This window comes from Cupriavidus sp. LA-1, assembly GCF_055385985.1.
Genome location: NZ_AP031389.1, coordinates 119,034 through 135,763 on the forward strand (window position 1 = coordinate 119,034; position 16,730 = coordinate 135,763).

13 protein-coding genes and 1 pseudogene are annotated in these 16,730 nt (G+C 60.7%); 8 read left to right on the forward strand and 6 right to left on the reverse strand.

The genetic code is table 11. From position 1 onward, the window contains the following. Positions 1-552 precede the first annotated feature (552 nt). Complete coding sequence (locus ACZ5MJ_RS32915; RefSeq protein ID WP_464226983.1) at positions 553-2,199, forward strand: NRAMP family divalent metal transporter; 1,647 nt, start codon at positions 553-555, stop codon at positions 2,197-2,199. Positions 2,200-2,201: 2 nt separating this feature from the next. On the opposite strand, the gene ACZ5MJ_RS32920 is transcribed toward ACZ5MJ_RS32915, so the two are convergent. Further along, positions 2,202-2,753, reverse strand: coding sequence for an NrsF family protein (locus ACZ5MJ_RS32920; RefSeq protein ID WP_464226984.1), 552 nt, complete (start codon positions 2,751-2,753; stop codon positions 2,202-2,204). Positions 2,754-2,839: 86 nt separating this feature from the next. Between ACZ5MJ_RS32920 and ACZ5MJ_RS32925 the strand changes: the two are divergent. Then, positions 2,840-2,947 (forward strand): annotated as a pseudogene (locus ACZ5MJ_RS32925) (DoxX protein); the annotation flags it as partial. A 207-nt stretch (positions 2,948-3,154) separates the two neighbouring features. On the opposite strand, the gene ACZ5MJ_RS32930 reads toward ACZ5MJ_RS32925, so the two are convergent. The 3 genes from ACZ5MJ_RS32930 to ACZ5MJ_RS32940 all read right to left on the reverse strand — a co-directional run bounded on the left by ACZ5MJ_RS32930 (position 3,155) and on the right by ACZ5MJ_RS32940 (position 6,457). Then, positions 3,155-4,360 carry an MFS transporter gene (locus tag ACZ5MJ_RS32930; protein WP_464226985.1) on the reverse strand — a complete coding sequence of 402 codons (1,206 nt, stop codon included), beginning with the start codon at positions 4,358-4,360 and terminating at the stop codon, positions 3,155-3,157. Positions 4,361-4,466: 106 nt separating this feature from the next. Continuing rightward, positions 4,467-5,819 (reverse strand): ATP-binding protein, encoded by a 1,353-nt coding sequence (locus ACZ5MJ_RS32935; RefSeq protein ID WP_464226986.1) that lies wholly within the window; start codon positions 5,817-5,819, stop codon positions 4,467-4,469. Continuing rightward, positions 5,795-6,457 carry a response regulator gene (locus tag ACZ5MJ_RS32940; protein ID WP_464226987.1) on the reverse strand — a complete coding sequence of 221 codons (663 nt, stop codon included), beginning with the start codon at positions 6,455-6,457 and terminating at the stop codon, positions 5,795-5,797. Before ACZ5MJ_RS32940 ends, ACZ5MJ_RS32935 begins: the two co-directional genes overlap by 25 nt. Positions 6,458-6,695: 238 nt before the next feature. Between ACZ5MJ_RS32940 and ACZ5MJ_RS32945 the strand changes: the two genes are divergently transcribed. The 4 genes from ACZ5MJ_RS32945 (at position 6,696) to ACZ5MJ_RS32960 (ending at position 12,875) form a co-directional block, all read left to right on the forward strand. Then, positions 6,696-8,156: a TolC family protein gene (locus ACZ5MJ_RS32945; RefSeq protein ID WP_464226988.1), complete on the forward strand. Its 1,461-nt coding sequence runs from the start codon at positions 6,696-6,698 to the stop codon at positions 8,154-8,156. A 2-nt stretch (positions 8,157-8,158) separates the two neighbouring features. Further along, positions 8,159-9,226, forward strand: coding sequence for an efflux RND transporter periplasmic adaptor subunit (locus tag ACZ5MJ_RS32950; protein ID WP_464226989.1), 1,068 nt, complete (start codon positions 8,159-8,161; stop codon positions 9,224-9,226). Positions 9,227-9,249: 23 nt separating this feature from the next. Further along, the gene (locus ACZ5MJ_RS32955) at positions 9,250-12,357 is read left to right on the forward strand and encodes an efflux RND transporter permease subunit (protein WP_464226991.1); all 3,108 of its coding nucleotides are present in this window, start codon (positions 9,250-9,252) and stop codon (positions 12,355-12,357) included. A gap of 179 nt (positions 12,358-12,536) precedes the next feature. Continuing rightward, the gene (locus tag ACZ5MJ_RS32960) at positions 12,537-12,875 is read left to right on the forward strand and encodes a hypothetical protein (RefSeq protein WP_464226992.1); all 339 of its coding nucleotides are present in this window, start codon (positions 12,537-12,539) and stop codon (positions 12,873-12,875) included. Between the two features lie 1,136 nt (positions 12,876-14,011). Here the strand turns inward: ACZ5MJ_RS32960 and ACZ5MJ_RS32965 are convergent. Further along, positions 14,012-14,167, reverse strand: a complete 156-nt coding sequence (locus tag ACZ5MJ_RS32965) for a hypothetical protein (protein ID WP_464226993.1) — start codon at positions 14,165-14,167, stop codon at positions 14,012-14,014. A 145-nt stretch (positions 14,168-14,312) separates the two neighbouring features. Beyond that, on the reverse strand, positions 14,313-14,696 hold the full coding sequence (locus tag ACZ5MJ_RS32970; RefSeq protein WP_464226994.1) for a hypothetical protein: 384 nt from the start codon (positions 14,694-14,696) through the stop codon (positions 14,313-14,315). A 366-nt stretch (positions 14,697-15,062) separates the two neighbouring features. On the opposite strand from ACZ5MJ_RS32970, the gene ACZ5MJ_RS32975 reads away from it, so the two are divergent. Further along, positions 15,063-15,380 (forward strand): hypothetical protein, encoded by a 318-nt coding sequence (locus tag ACZ5MJ_RS32975; RefSeq protein WP_464226995.1) that lies wholly within the window; start codon positions 15,063-15,065, stop codon positions 15,378-15,380. A 177-nt stretch (positions 15,381-15,557) separates the two neighbouring features. Beyond that, complete coding sequence (locus ACZ5MJ_RS32980; protein WP_464226996.1) at positions 15,558-15,893, forward strand: GNAT family N-acetyltransferase; 336 nt, start codon at positions 15,558-15,560, stop codon at positions 15,891-15,893. Positions 15,894-16,730: the final 837 nt, after the last annotated feature.

The following is a 16,730-nucleotide window of genomic DNA, read 5'->3' on the forward strand; positions in this document are numbered from 1 at the left end:
GCCATAGGCGTCAAATGTGAAGTGCGGGCTCGTGCTCCTTTAGGCGACCCGGGCTTGGCATTGGTGCCGAAAAAGGAAATCAAGTGGACAGTTGTTCTAGTCGACCTTTGCATCGTTTCTAGGCAAGCCATCAGTCGGTCCCCGACCGCTGTCTTGCCTGACAGGTAAGGCAGCGGCGTCATCAGGCCATTCGGCCAGCCCCGCTCCTTCGTTGTATCCCGCCAGAACCGTCTGGCGCAGTGCTGCCCTGCGAACCGCGCTACAGGGCGGCGAGGAGTCGAGCATGCGCAAAATTCTCACCCCATTCGGCCGGATGACCGCCCTCACCGCACGGATGGTATCCCCATTCCTCCGCCAGATTGAGCCAAGCACCTCCAGCATGGCGGCCACTAAAGGTCCGGATTCGCGCCAGTCAGACGCACATGCGCCGCAGCCAACCGGGAGTTCGCTGACGCCGCCATCCGGGCGTGCCGGACGCTCTGGTAACTGCCCTTGCGAGCCCGGTGCCGGCATCACCCATAGGCACTTGTATAAGTCTTGAGGAGAATAAAAATGGTCAATTTCACAACAGAGATGACCGCCCCGCCGCAGCAGGGAGTGCTCGATGAGGCGCATGCCGGGGACATTCGTGGTGCGCTAGGGACGATTGGCCAGCACGACACCGGCCCCCGCAAGGGATGGCGCCACAGATTCAGTACTCTCCTCGCCATTTTGGGCCCCGGGCTCATCGTCATGGTAGGGGACAATGACGCAGGGGCCTTCGGCACCTACACACAGGCGGGGCAAAACTACGGCACGACACTGCTGTGGACGCTCCTGTTGTTGATACCCGTGCTCTACGTCAATCAGGAGATGGTGGTACGACTGGGCGCCGTCGCGCGGGTGGGTCACGCTCGGCTCATCTTTGAGCGCTTCGGCAAGCTATGGGGCAGCTTCAGCGTCATTGACCTGTTTCTCGTCAACGCGCTGACGCTGGTAACCGAGTTCATCGGTATCAGCCTTGCGCTGGAGTATCTGGGCATCCCCCGCCAATGGGGCGTGTGCGCTTCGGCGCTGCTGGTGATGCTGGCCGCTTCAACCGGAGACTTCCGGCGCTTTGAGCGGTTCGCCATGGGACTCGTCGCGGGGAGCCTCACACTGATTCCTGTCTTCCTGCTTGTACATCCGCCCCTGGGCCAGGTCGCCCGGGATTTCTTCGTCCCAGCAATGCCTGCGCAAGCGCCGCTGAGCGAGGTCATGCTGCTAATCATCGCCATCGTCGGCACTACTGTGGCGCCATGGCAACTATTCTTTCAGCAGAGCTACGTCATCGACAAGCGGATTACGACACGCTTCATTCGCTATGAGAAGGCCGACCTTTGGCTGGGCATTGCCCTCGTCATTGCTGGCGCAGTGGCCATGATTGCTTTCAGCGCCGAGGCATTTCATGGTACGAGGGAGTTTGGCAACTACACCGATGCGCTTGGCACCGCGGTCGGGCTCGAGAAGCATTCGGGCCGGCTGACCGGTGTTCTCTTCGCCATCGCACTGCTGGACGCGAGCATCATCGGCGCCTGCGCCGTCTCTCTGTCCACGGCGTACGCCCTGGGGGATGTCTTTGCCGTGCGCCATTCCCTGCACCGCAAGCCAACTGAAGCAAAAGGCTTCTACGCAGTCTACTTCGGGCTGACCATGCTGGCGGCCGGCCTGGTACTGACGCCGGGGATGCCGCTCGGGCTGCTAACCAGCGCAGTCCAGTCATTGGCTGGCATTCTCCTGCCCAGCGCCACGGTCTTCCTGCTCTTGCTCTGTAATGACAAGGCTGTGCTCGGACCGTGGGCAAATGGACGCTGGACGAACTTGTTCACGGGAATGGTGGTGGCGGGCCTGGTCATGCTCTCCATCACCCTGACAACATCGGTACTATTCCCGCAGATTGGCGAGCGAGAGATTCTTGGCATCCTGCTCGGCGGCACGGCCCTCGCGCTGGTCGCCTCGCTCGTCGTAAAGCACTATGAGAGGCGCCGCCTTCCCACACCGCTGCCATCCACACCGCCATCGGTGGACGACAAGGCAGGTTGGACCATGCCCCCGCTCGCTGAACTGCCAGCACTGAAACTCACCCTGCTGAATCGCGTATGGATGATGGTCTTGCGGTGCTATCTGCTGGTCGCGGCTGGATTGGTACTCGTGCGCATTGTCACCCTGGTAACAGCGTAGTGCTACTGGTGAGGGAACTTCGGCGAAGGTGCATCATGACTATACTCCGCTCCGGAGAATTGTCGCGTTGGCCTTCTTACTCGACTCCGCATACCACCCCGCCCCTCAGCGCGGAGCCAGCCATTGGAGCAACTGCTTCCCGTACGGCCGCCTAACGCCAGAAATAGCGCGGCCACACCGAAATTCCACAGCAATATCATGGCCGTGGCCTCGAGCGAGTGCAGGATTGACAGAGCCACGGCCGTCATTGCCGAAACCGCGAGGCTGCCTACCATCGTGATAGGGACCGGCGACAGTCGAGCAACGTGACGCAGCATAATCAGCATCACAAGGGATAGTGGCATGGCAACCAATGCCAATGTCGCAAAGCAACGAGCCGTCTCTCCGGCAGACATTCCGTCCGGCCCGATGACGACCCAGTTGGTAAGACATCCATAGCCAACCGTGGCAATCCATAAGAGAGCAGCCGGAACCGGCAGCAGAAGCCAACGGCGCGCCATGCCCGGAATGCTGGCGAAAAACACACCCACTGCGGCCAAAACACCGGTGGCCATCGCTGCAGCCACGCTGAGGATAGAGGTTGCCCCGCACCCTTAGGAGGACGCAAGATGAACAAGCATGTTTTGGCCGCCTCAACGCTATCCAGTGGGCGGCTATGCTGTTGGTTCTGCTTTGCCGTGGAGCCGGGAACTTGTCATTGGACCACTTCTTATTTGGCCGATTTGGCAGAACGTCCGGTGGTCGGTGACTTCGCACGACCGATTGGGAACGCCGAATACCCATTCACGTCCTCCTTCGCCTTCGGCTCTTCGGCGCCGAAGGCGCGGACCACGTGACCTGCAATCGTCCCAATTACTTCAGCCTTCCTTTGTAACGGTGAGGACGAACATCACAAAGTACTGTGGGCGCTGCAAGCATCCAAGCCTCCTCAGCCGCCTAAGTAGGCATTCCTATTTCATCCGTTCTGCCGGCCTGCACGTGGACGCATCGACAAAATCAATACGATAGTGGCGCCGCAGAAGGCCGCTCCACCGTAGAACGTGAACGCCGCCTCCAGTCTGTCCCAAAGCCAGCCTGCAAGTACGCTGGCAAACAGCAGTGCCAAACCACTCGCCAGATTGAAAACCCCAAAAGCCGTGCCCCGGAGGTCTGCCGGCGCGGTATCGGCGACCATAGTCGCTAGGAGCCCCTGCGTCATACCCATATGCAGGCCCCAGAGTGCGACGCCGCACAGCGTAATTGCCCAGTGTGAGCCCATCGCGAGCACAACGTCCGCGGCAATCAGTACCACCAGCCCCGACACCAGAAGCTTGGTATGGCTGTGTCCGTCCGCAAGCTTCCCAAATGGGTAGGCCGAGACGGAATACACGATATTCATCGCCACAAGAACCAGAGGTGCCAAGAATAGCGGCAGACCTACCTGCTGAGCTCGCAGCACCAGAAAGGCTTCACTGAAGCGTGCCAGCGTAAACACCGCACCCACGGCAACCACACCCCAATAGGCGGGACTCAGGCGCGCAAGGTTTGCCCGCTGGATGGGGTTCACCCTTCGCACCCCTTGGTGCGCCTCCGGCTCTTGCACGCCGAACATGAGCAGGGCAACGGACAATATGCCGGGGATGACAGCTACCCAGAAAACAGCCCGGAAGTCGTTTGCCCACAGATACATCAGCCCAATGGCAATCAGGGGGCCAAGGAATGCGCCCACCGTGTCAAGGGACTGCCGCAGGCCAAAGGCAGCGCCGCGAAGTTGCGGTGGCGCAATATCCGCTACCAGGGCATCACGCGGGGCACCACGAATTCCCTTGCCAATGCGGTCGGTAAGACGTGCCCCCAGCACCGTGCCGACGCCTGGGGCCATTGCAAAGAACGGCTTCGACAGCGCACCGAGCGCATAGCCGAACACAGCAAGTCCCTTGCGCTTCCCCAGATAGTCGCTCAGCGCGCCGGAAAAGACCTTCACAATCAGTGCCGTCGCTTCTGCCACGCCTTCTATCAGCCCGACCGCCAGGGCACTCGCGCCCAACGTGGTTACCATGAACACCGGCAGCAGGCTGTGGATGATTTCAGAAGACACATCCATGAGGAGGCTGACGAAGCCCAGCATCCAAATGCCAGTCGGAATCCGGCGCAGGATGCTGGTGGGAGCGGTCATTGCCATTCTTTTTCTCCTGGCGACGTCAAGCCGGGCCTGACCTCGCTTTCCATTGTGATGGAATGCCTTCTCGTCGCGAACTGAACGTTGGTTGGAAAATATGAGTCAGCCATCAGACGTCAGGGAGAGCTTGCGTGTACGTGAACCGTAGCCCTGTCCTGCCATCTGCAGAGATGGTGTGCAAGCTGACCTGCCCGCCGAGCCGCGAGGCCGCGCGCCGAACGATGGCCAGCCCGAGCCCGCTACCTGGCTGCCCCGACCCAACCACGCGATAGAAGGGGTCGAAGACGCGAGTGAGCTCGCCCTCGGGAATGCCAGGGCCAGTATCCTCGACCTCAAAGACAGCATCATTACCGTTGCGATACAGACGCACATCCACCTTGCCACCGGTTGGTGTGTACAAGGTCGCGTTGTCGATGGCGTTGCGAGTTAGCGCCAGGAAATCCTGTTCACTACCGCGAAGCTGCAGCGCCTCGCACACGTCCAGGCCAAGGTCAACACCCTTGGATTCCGCAAACGGAAATACCTCCCCAAGGGCATCGATGACCACGGCCTTGGCGTCGAAGGTACGGCTGACCACCGGCTGGGCTGACTCCTGCTGCGCAAGCAGCAACAACTGCTCCACCAGTGAACGCATTCGCGCGACGCTCTTCCCCAATGGTGCGAGGCGTGTCAAGACCGCATCGGGAACAATCTCCGAAGCCAGCGCATTTTCAAGTTGAAGCGTCATGGCAGTAACCGGAGAGCGCAGCTCATGCGCCGCATCGGCAACGAGCTGGCGCTGCTGAGCAAGGACAGACAGTTGCCGGTCCAGCAGCCTGTTCGTCGCTTTGACGAATGGCTGGATTTCCGTTGGCACTTGTGCTCCGGAGATTGGTGTCAAGTCCGAGTCACCTCGCCTGTCCACTTCCGCTGCTAGTTCATGAACTTTTCGCAGGAGGATGCGAATCAGAAGACCTGACAGCAGGACCAGTATCGGTATCACGGCCAACAGCGGAATCAGCGTACGGAGCGCACTGTCGCGCGCAATCTCATCCCTCGCTGATGTTCGCTGCGCCACCGCGAGGCCGTATTCCTCGCTAATCGTCCTGATATAGATGCGCCAGGATTGCCCGTGCGACTCGATGGTATGAAAACCGTCCGACAGGTCGCCTGACACTCTCAGAGAAAGGTCTGGCGTCACGACGTGTGTGGACAACTTGGAAATCTTGAGCACCCAGATGCGCATCTCGGGCTCGTCCGCCTGCTTATACCCGCCCTGCGAGGACAGAAACTTGGCATTGCCTGGCGAGACTAACCACGCTATCTCCCTCAGTTCGTCGTCCTGAAGGTCACGCGCCTCCTCGAAGGCGAACCAGAATGATGTCGCTGCCGCCACCAGGCCGATAACCAGAATCGTGCCGCAAATCGATACCGACAACATCCACAGGAGCGACCGGTTCACTCGGCCTTTGGCACCATCCATCCTACTCCCCTGATATTCTTGATGACCCCCGCGTCCAGCTTCCTCCGGATGCCGTGGATAAGAAACTCGATAGCGTTGCTTTCCACTTCCTCGTTCCAACCGTAGATTCGCGTCTCGAGCTCAGCGCGGGAGAGAATGGCGCCAGGTCGCCGCAGGAATTCGCGTAGCAGTGCGAACTCCCGTGCTGACAGTTGCCGTTGCACCCCATGAAACCAGACTTCGTGGTTTGTCTGGTCTAGCGAAAGCTCGCCATTGCGCAAGATGGAGGAAGCCTCGTGGCCTCGCCGGCGGGTCAGGGCACGCAGGCGTGCCAACAGTTCTCCGACGTGGAACGGCTTTACCAGATAGTCGTCTGCACCGAGGTCCAGGCCCGCAATCCGCTCATCAATGGCACCGCGCGCCGTGATAACCAGCACGGGCACGGTGTTCCCGGCCTGCCGCAGTTGGCGCAGCACGGCCAGACCGTCCTGCCCTGGGAGGCCCAGGTCCAGGAGAACGGCGGAATACTGTTCGGTCGAGGCCGCCAACGACGCCTGTTTTCCGTCGGTGACCCAGTCGACCGCATAACGGGCATCGCGAAGCGTCTGGCATACCGCCTCGCCGATAAGCGGGTCGTCTTCGACCAAGAGCATTCTCATCTTGTCCTCAGTGGCTGTTTCGACGCTTCAGCAGTCCGCCTGCGGTGCGCAGCATGTCCACCCAGACTTAGTGGAAGCTTAGCGCCACAACCGTGTAGCACTTCTGCGCCAAATTGCAGACATTCAGAGAATCATCTCCATAATGTGCCTTATTACCGACACAAGCTAAGTCCTCTCTAAGTCTTGCTGCCTACCCTCGCGGGACCCCTCGGCCGCTTAATACAGGAGAAGTCTGGCAATGAAGGCCGCTATTCACGCGAGCACCGAATGGCGGCTGGCGGCGCTGCGTGTTCTCCCTCGCTCTTGGCGCCTGCTCCTGCCCGTCGCCGGCCTGCTCCTCACGGCATGCGCCTTTGACCGCTACGACCCGCGGCCCCTCTCCACCGCCGCGGTTGCCGATGCCTATTCGGCGCGGTCATTGCAGTCGCCCGAACTGCGCGAGTTCGTTCGCCGGCATTATCCGCGAGCCGCTGAAGTTTGGCCCCCCAACCAGTGGGACCTGGAAAGCCTGACGCTCGCCGCGCTCTACTTCAATCCTGAGCTCGAAGCAGCGCGCACTAGGCTCGCGACCACGGAGGCAGCAATGACCACGGCCGCGCAGCGGCCGAATCCCACCGTGCAGTTGCCGTTCCAGCGTACGCTCAACCCCAAGGGTGGGGACTCTCCGTGGACGCTCGGCATCGCCCTGGACATTCCAATAGAAACTGCCGGCAAGCGCGGCCATCGAATCGACGAGGCGACCCACCTGTCCAGCGCTGCCCGGTTCCAGGTTGCAAATGTCGCCTGGGGCGTGCGCAACCAGCTGCGTACCCAGTTGTTAAATCTTTGGTTCGCCGAAGAGCGGACAGTGCTTCTCCAGCAACAATTGGAACTGGACCAGCGTACCGTCGCCATGCTGGAGCGGCGCCTGGCCGTTGGCGATGCTTCCCCATGGGAGGTGAATCAACAGCGCCTGACGGTGATGCAATCGCAGACCGACCTGCTCGCGGCACAACGGCAGGCTGCGGTGATACGGGTTCAGGTTGCCACTGTACTGGGGCTACGCGCGAGCGCTCTTGATGCTGTCAACCTTGACCTGAAGGCGTTCGCTCAGGGGTACCCTGCACCTCCCTCCCGAACCATCCGGCTCCAAGCCTTGCTGAATCGGGCTGATGTATTGGCCGGGCTGGCCCAGTATGAGGCCAGCCAGGCTGCGCTCCAATTGGAGGTCGCCAAGCAGTACCCAGACATCCATCTCGGTCCCGGCTATACCTTCGACCAGGGAGCCCGCAAGCTCGGCTTCGATTTTGCCGGCCTCGTGCTGCCTGTCTTTCATCGCAACGAGGGCCCCATAGCGGAGGCGCGCTCCCGTCGTCTCGAGGCCCAGGCGCGCGTGCAACAGCTCGAGGCGCAGGCGTTCAGCGAGACCGACGGCGCACTTGCTGCCTATCAGGCCATACAAAACATTCTGAAACAGAGCGAAGAGCAGGCCGCAGTTCAGTCTCGTCAGCTGGCAGCGACGCGGCGGTCGTTCGAAATCGGACAGGCCGACCGCCTGGCACTGACGCTGGCTGAGAAGTCCGAAGTGACCGCCCAGCTTGTGCTGAAGGACGCCACGTTCCAGATGCAACAGGCGATTGGCAGGCTGGAAGATGCCATGCAGCGCCCGCTCACCACATCGGCGGCCTCCGGCGAACGCATGAATCCTGAATTCAAGTGACCATGTCAAAAAAAGCCCTACTCAAAGGTTTCCTTCTGCTTTCGCCAGCTCTCCTGGCTGCCCTCGTGCTGGGAGGCTTCCTACTGAGTCGTAGTGAACAGGCGAGTGAAGCGGAGCGAGAGACACCAGTAAGCAGCCCCGTTCGCATCGTCCTCGAGAACGGCCTGACTACGCTGACGGTCGACGAGGCGGCCCAGACTCGGAGTGGCATCCAGTTGCAAGCCTTGAATGCCGCTGAGCCCACTGCTGGGGCGACAGTCTATGGCACGGTCCTTGACCTTCAACCGCTAACAGACCTTTCGAGCCGGTATGCATCTGGAGTAGCCGACCTCGATTCGGCGAAAGCCACATCGGAAGCAGCGCGAGCCGAGTTGGAGCGGACGCAGACCTTGTTCGCCGACGTCCAGAACGCCTCCTTGAAGGCGCTTCAGGCGGCACGCTCCGCAAATGCTGCAGCAACAGCCAGGGTCAAGTCGGCGCAAGCCAGTTTGGGCGCCATTGCGGCCTCAGCCCGCCAACAATACGGCGCGACGGTGGCTGGCTGGGCATTGTCACCGTCATCCTCCGAGCTGACACACTTGGTCGAACGCCGCGAGGTCCTGCTGCGCCTTGTATTTCCGGGCGGTCAAGCCGGGGCGGCACCCGCTGTGCTCAAAGCACTTGGCGACGGTGTCGCCGCATTCGATGCCCGGCTAATCTCTGCCGCGCCGCAGGTCGACCCCGGCATCCAGGGCCAAGCCTATTTCTATTGTGCGGCAGCACCGCTCGCCACAGGCGCGCGCATCAGCGCCAGGGCGCCAGTAACCGTAGCGGCGACGGCAACTACAAAGGCCGGGGTCCTGATTCCCGCAAGCGCCATCGTCTGGTATGGCGGGCAGCCTTGGGCGTATGTCCGAACCGGCAAAGGCGAATTCCAGCGTCGCGCCATCGACCCGCACTTTCCCCAAGACGGGGATTACTTTGTCACCGACGGATTCGTCCCGGGAGAGCTTGCGGTCGTCCGCGGCGCGCAATTGCTGCTATCCGAAGAATCTCGCGCACAGTCTGGCAGCCAACAAGAGAACGAATAACGGGGCGCCTGCCCCGACAAGCGATGCTGACGTCCATCATTGATTTCTCCGTTCGCCTGCGCGGCATAGTCTTCGCCCTTGCCTGCCTTTTGCTCGGCTACGGCATCTACGCGTTGTATCAGACCAAGCTCGATGTCTTGCCCGAATTTGCCCCGCCGCTGGTGACGGTCCAGACGGAAGCCCCAGGGCTTTCGTCGGAGCAAGTGGAGCAACTGGTGACCCAACGGGTCGAGAACGTTCTGGGCGGTTCCATTGGCCTGGAATTCATGCGCTCCCAGTCCATTCAGGGGGTCTCGGTCATCACCCTGACATTCAGCGAACAGACTGATATTCTGCGCGCCCGGCAGCTTGTGGCGGAACAGCTGGCAACGCTCGCGGGCGATTTACCGGCCGGGGTTCGAACGCCAAAGATGACACCGCTGAGCTCATCGACCAATGGGGTGCTGGGCATTGGCCTCACCTCCAGCACGCGCTCATTGATGGACTTGCGCAGCTTCGCCGAGTGGACGCTCAAGCCACGACTGTTCAGCCGCGCGGGGGTCTCTGACGTCGGCATCTATGGTGGCGAGGTCAAGCAGTATCAGGTCCAGGTGGACCCGCAGAAGCTCACTCGTCTAGGCCTTTCTCTCCATGACGTGGTCGGCGCGACGCAGCGCGCGACCGGCATACGTGGCGCTGGCGTGATGGATACCGGGAATCAACGTATCGTGCTCAATACCGTCGGCCAATCCACAACGGCCGAGCAACTGGGACAGGTTGTGCTGCTGCAGAAGAACGGGGCGGTGGTACGACTCGCGGATATTGGCAAAGTCGTGGTCGGGCAAGAGGTTCCCGTCAGCGGCGCCAATGTTCAGGGTAAGCCCGGCGTAGTGTTGATGGTCAGCAACCAGTACCGCGCCGACACCGTGTCGGTTACGCGGAACGTCGAAGAGGCGCTGGCCGCGCTTCGGCCAGTGTTCGCGGCCAACGACATCCAGCTCCACCCGGACCTGTTCCGCCCGGCCAATTTCATTCTAGCGTCCACCGACCACCTGCGAACGGCGCTGATGGTCGGCGCCGCCCTTGTCATCGTCGTCCTGTTCCTCTTTCTGTTCAACGTCAGGACGGCCTTCATATCGGCAACAGCTATTCCGCTGTCCTTGCTGACGGCCATCATCGTGCTGCATCACTTCGGGGTGCCGCTGAACACCATGACGTTGGGTGGGCTTGCCATCGCGCTAGGTGAGGTGGTGGACGATGCCATCATCGACGTCGAGAACATTCACCGACGCCTGCGCGAAAACATACGACTGGGCAGTCCTCAATCGGCTCTTCAGGTAGTCATTCACGCTTCCACCGAGGTGCGCAGTGCCGTGATATATGCCACCTTCACCGTGGCCGTCATCTTCCTTCCGGTGCTGACGCTGTCCGGCGTGGCCGGCAAGCTGTTCGCCCCACTGGGCACCGCCTATATCCTGGCCATCATGTCGTCACTGGCGGTGGCACTGACCGTGACGCCGGCGCTATGCTACGCGCTGTTGCCCCAAGTGACCGAAGATGCCGAGGAACCGAAGGTCTACCAATGGTTGAAGACCCACTACGCTGCGATGCTCATCCATGTGGAACGCCATTGGGTCATGGTGGTCGGGGCCTTCGTGAGCCTTGTGCTCATGGCGCTTGCGACAATTCCGTTTTATCGTGTGGAGTTCCTGCCAGAACTAAGGGAAGGCCATTTCATCACGCATATGCAGGCGGCGCCCGGCACCTCACTGCAGGAGTCCATGCGCATCGGCGAGCGCATCTGCCGGGCCCTGCTTGCCGTTCCCAATGTCCGCACCGTAGCGCAACGCGTTGGACGAACCGCCCGTGGTGTAGACGTCTTCGGCCCGCAATACAGCGAACTGGAGATTGACCTGAAGCCCGGACTGAGTGCCGAGGCACAGGAGCAGACCCTTGCTCAACTGCGCTCACTGCTGAGCGGATTTCCGGGACTGACATTCACGACTCAGACCTTCCTGACCGAGCGTGTCCAGGAAACCATCTCCGGGTACACCGCCCCCGTCATCGTCAACGTGTTCGGACCGGACCTGGATGTGCTCGACAGCCTGGCGCGCCAAGTGTCAGGAACGCTAAATGGGACTCCTGGCGCGTCCGGGGTTACGCTGCAGGCCCCACCAACGCTTCCCCAGTTGTCCATTCGGCTGCGGCAGGACCAGCTCACCCGCTGGGGCCTTTCGCCGCTGGAAGTGATGGAAGCCATTCAGACAGCGTACCAGGGTGCCGAAGTGGCGCAGGTCTATGAAGCCAATGCGGTCTCCAATGTGGCGGTGATACTTGCCGGGGAGGCCCGGCGAGGCCCTGCTCAGCTTGGCGAATTGCCGCTGCGCAATGCGGATGGCCTCATCGTTCCCCTGGGTCGCCTTGCAGACATTGCGCAGACCGATGGCCGCTACCTTATCCAGCATAACGGGGGGCAACGTTTGCAGACGGTCACCGCCCAGGTCAATGGTCCGTCGGTCGGCCAGTTTGTCGATGCGGCGCAACGACGCGTCGCGACCGACGTAAAGCTGCCAAAGGGGTACTACATCGTGTTCTCGGGCGAGGCCCAGGCTCAGGCTCGCGCGCAACGGGACCTCGCGATGTACTTTGGTATCGCTGCCCTTGTCATCTGCCTGCTGGTCTACCTCGCGCTGCGCAGTTGGCGTGGCCTATTGCTCGTCTTGACCAATCTCCCTTTCGCGCTGGTCGGCGGGGCGCTCACTGTTTTTGCGACGGGCGGCTTGCTCTCACTAGGTTCCATGGTGGGATTCGTCACGCTGTTCGGCATCACGCTGCGCAATTCCATCATGCTCATTTCGCATTACCAGCACCTGGTGAACGTAGAGGGCCATTCGTGGAGTCTGGACACCGCAACGTTGGGCGCGAAGGAGCGGCTCGCGCCCATTCTGATGACAGCGCTCGTTACCGGGCTGGGTCTGTTGCCACTGGCGCTACAGTCCGGCGAGCCAGGCAACGAGGTGGAAGGTCCGATGGCGATTGTGATTCTGGGCGGCCTCTTCACCTCGACCGTGCTCAACCTGCTGATTCTGCCGACCCTAGCGCTGCGCTTTGGCCAGTTTGACCGTGGCACGCACAGTAGAACAGACCATTGATTCCCTTCGCTGAGCCACGGGTGTCCCGCCCACTATTTGAGACGGCAGCGTACGCAATGGCGCCCTCCTCTGCATCCGGCGTCCACGTTGTTACAGGTCGTAACCCCTGTATTAGTTCACAAGTACCCTCGCGCCCAGTGGCGGTATAGAGTGCCAGTAGAAACGTAAGGAGCCTCATCATGCAAAAAGCCTTGGCCATATGCCTACTGGCTGCAGGTGCCGCCCTTACCTCCGGCGTCGCTGAGGCACGCGTGGATGTGGGAATCGGGATTGGCCTTCCCGGGCCAGCGTATGTGGTTCCACCGCCTCCCGTTTATTACCCGCCGCCTCCCGTCTACTATGAGCCGGCGCCGGTTTATGTCCAACCGCCGCCGATTGTTGTTGCGCCCGGCTATTACGACGATTGGCGAACGCGTGCTTGGCAACAACAGCAGTGGCGAGAAAGGCGCTGGCGCGAGCGCGAATGGCGCATCCATCACCGGGAGTGGCGTCGCTGGCATGATGATGAAGATGATTGAGCCAGGCGCAATCGCGTCCGTAGAATTGCAGCCACGAGATGCCAAGGAAGCAGGAATGAAGCACCGTGCGCTCGGCTTGGACCGAGTGACATCGGTCAGTTGCTTCGCCACCGCTTCACGACGCCAAGGCACTCCTTGCAGGAAACCTCCACGTACGCCTCCGCCTTTCGCACCTGCAAATGCTGACCCTCGCCTCGCTGTGAGCGCATGCATAGTAAATCGCCAGCGCTGCGTAACAGGCGCCCATCGCGAAAGTCCTGCTCTAGTAAAACGTGAATATCGTTGGCCGAACGCCGCGCCTCGTCACCCGTTATCTCTTGCAGATAGCCAGATTCATCACTGATTACAGCGGGGACCCACCTGAAGGGAATTGCAAGGCTAGCGTTAAACGCCTGCGCTCGAACGCGAAGTTTCTCTTCGCGCTCCCTTAGAGTGGCCTTATCTGCCGCTTCCCTTGCAACCCTAGCGGCACGCACAAGGTCAACTTCCTCCGCGCGTGCACACAGGAACAATCCATTGGCATCGCGCCAGACTTCGACTAGGGTTCCCGGCGTAAGTCCAACCGCCGCCCTTCGAACCGCTCCGCTTGCGGTACGGCAACCGCATACCTCAAGCTGTCTCCCATCCACGCTCACTTGGTTGCCTTCAACAGGACCGCGTGCTCGGGGCCCATCAACAAGCCATCGTGGGTCCACACCTGGGGTAACAAGATGCAGTTGGTAGATGTCCATGGCCAAAACAGCCCTAGCGGCGGCGCTGGGTTAAGTGCTACTTATGGCTGGAAAGTCTAGGCCAAATATCGAAAAGGTTCCTGTGCGCTATCACACAAAAGGCAGCGCGCGTCACTGGGCAATGATGCCAGGGCTCCGCCGATGTTCATGGCTCGGCTCCCCAGTCTCGAGATTTCATCGCCAAGAAGTTGCAGTACTGGGAATCGCTCATTAAGTGCTCCCGCGCAACTGTTGACTGACTTGCACGCGAGTGGAGATGCTCAACAAGCGAGACCACGTGGCAGCCCAATCCGACAAGCTCCTTCAGTCTCGACGCACGCGTCGGCACAACATCGGTTGATTTGTCGACACGGATGCCGCAACAATTTGGCGCATATCGCAGCGTCTGTGTTGCCGCTCTCTGCCTCAGTCGTCGTTATCTCCGTGGTGTCGATGGTGTCCGTGGTATCCATAGCCCCAGTACCCATACGGACGATAGCCGTATCCGCTATCGTACGGCACCACGACACAGCCGCCGAGCAGCGTGGAGGCGGCAATCAGCAATGCGAGAATGGGTTTCATTGCGATTCCCTAAAGGTGACAAACGCGGAGAGGCCAGGCTGGCTTTCCAGCTAACCCGCGCTCTCCGCAAAGCTCCTGCACTCAGGCTACGTTGCAGCGGCCTTCGCCCTGGCAACGCCCCCTCGGTTCGCCCGATGGGAGCAGCTTACTGCTTCTTCGTCTTATCCACGCTGGCTGCGGCCTTCGCGGCTTCGGGCTGCGCCTCGGGCTTCGCCATATCTGCCTTGGCCTTCATCTTGTCGGAATCATTCTTTGCTTCAGACTTCGCCATACCAGCCTCTGTATGGACGGCCTTCGTCTTGCTCGCCTTGTGGTGGGTGCCCTTGGCGGCGGACTTGCTGGCACCAGCCTTTACATCGGCGTTCTCCTTGTCGGCATTTGCCTGTGTGGCGCTCTTTTCCTTGACGACCTTCACCTGGTCTTTCGTCGCCCCTGCTTGCGGCTGAGTCGCGGAAGCTGGCACGCCAGTCTGCGCGAAAACGGTACCGACGAGAGCGGCGGAGGCGAGAGCAGCGAACAGCTTCTTCATGACGTGAACTCCTGAGGAATTTATGGCAGCTCGGCAATACGCCGTGCTTACCTGCAAAAACGGTACTGTCCTGAACCGAGTTGACTCAGAACTCGTGACAATCCGTAAGTTCTGAAACAGGCAAGCTGAGGTCATGAGCCTGGACGGATGCGCCTTCACCCTCAGCACGGGTCTTCGTCAATTCGGAAGTACTCCGACCTCGGTCCACGCAGAAGATGCGTCGGTTGTGTTGTAGCCCCCCAAAATCCGGCTGAACATCTAGCGCATCAACGTCGCCGTTACAGAAAGTCACGGCTGTGCGAATCCGCTAATACACCGTGGAACCATGCTGACCTAGAGTCTCTGCAAGAGGAAAAGGAGAAAATCATGCGAAAGGCCGTATCGCTCTTGCTTCTAGTCGGCGTTACCGCGCTTGGCTCCAACATGGCTGAGGCGCGGGTGGATGTCGGCATTGGTATTGGCATCCCTGTGACAGCGGTTGTCGCCCCGCCGCCCGTCTACTACGAGCCGGCTCCCGTGGTCGTTCAGGCGCAGCCCGTGGTAGCGGCTCCGGCCTACTATTACGACGACTGGCAGGGCCGCGCCTGGAGAGAGCGCCAATGGCGCGAACAGCGATGGAGGGAGCGCGAATGGCGGGAGCGCCGGCGGGAATGGCGGCGCTGGCATGACGACTACGATAACTAGCATGCGCGAGCGCCAGGCTTGTGGGTAACAGTCGAAACGCCGAGGGGCTCGTCATCGCTCATTGGACTTGCAGGTAACAGTATGAGGCCGCGTCATGCGACCGAGGCAGACCTTCGTGATGTGGAAGCGTTGCTCCAGTCGTGTTCACTACCCGTTGGGGGAATACATAGCGAAGCGGTGCAATTTCATGTCAGCCGGGACAAGACTGGCCTCCTCGGCTGCGCCGGTATCGAGGTGTTCGGTGACAGCGTCGGCCTGTTGCGAGGAGTCGCTGCCGCCGCGCGCGCGCGACGGGCAGGGCTGGCCGCCTTGCTGGTGTCCGCGCTGGTCGCTGATGTCCGCCTGCGTGGCAGCGATACCCTGGTCATCGGAACTAGAGCGGCAGCCGGCTATTTCTCCCGCCTCGGCTTCACGCCCACTGACCCTGCTGCCATCCCTCCGGAATTGCTGACATCCCACGAATTCGCTAACGCCAGCATCAGCGAAACGGCTCTATTGAAGGCTACGCTCTAACTTCGCAGAACGCCGAGCTATCCCGCTGCAGCACTATCGAGGCGCCCTGTGCCAAGGGCAGTCAGTGTGCTGAACTGACGGCAGACAACGTTAACGTAGAATCAGAAGCAAATGGCCAGGGTGAGGAACTACCAATGCGCAAAACTCGCGTCATTCTCTATATTTCGCGTAGCCATCTCGACAACCTCTTCGGATGCCCTGCACGTGTCAGGTTCGCTCAGAAGAGAGAAGGTGGCTTCCAAATTTCGCTGACCTCCGCTCTCGCCTACCGAAAAGCGAGTCAAAGGGAATGAATGCGGCCGGCGCCCTACCTCACGGACGGTCAGGGCCGCTGATGTCGGACTAGCAAGAAGGCGAGTCCGTCGAATCGCCGCCAGCGTTGCGCGGCGTCTTCAGCCGGCTTAAGACAACGTGCCGACAGTGAGCTACGCCGCCAATCTGCCTTGGCCAAGCCATCCCCCGACATCCAGCTTTTTTAGTCCCCGGAGACAACGGCGACCATGCTCGAGACGTTCTCGAGCGGGAGGACTCCCGACTGCGCAATCATCCAGCATTTGCGTTACAGATTTTTACAGTTGGAAGTACCAAACCTCGCACCGGCAGCCGGTACAGTTACGCCCGACCAGCCTTGAGAAAAAGATGAAGCGACTTGCAATCCTTGGTGCGTTTGGTGGTGCGATGCTGGCTATCAGCTTGCCAGCCCAAGCGCATGTGAACGTCGACATTGGCATCGGAGTGCCGGGCATCGTCTATGCCGAACCCGCTCCGGTCTATGCTCCTCCGCCCGTATATGTCGCGCCGCAACCTGTCTACGTTCCTCGGCCCGTGGTCGTAGCA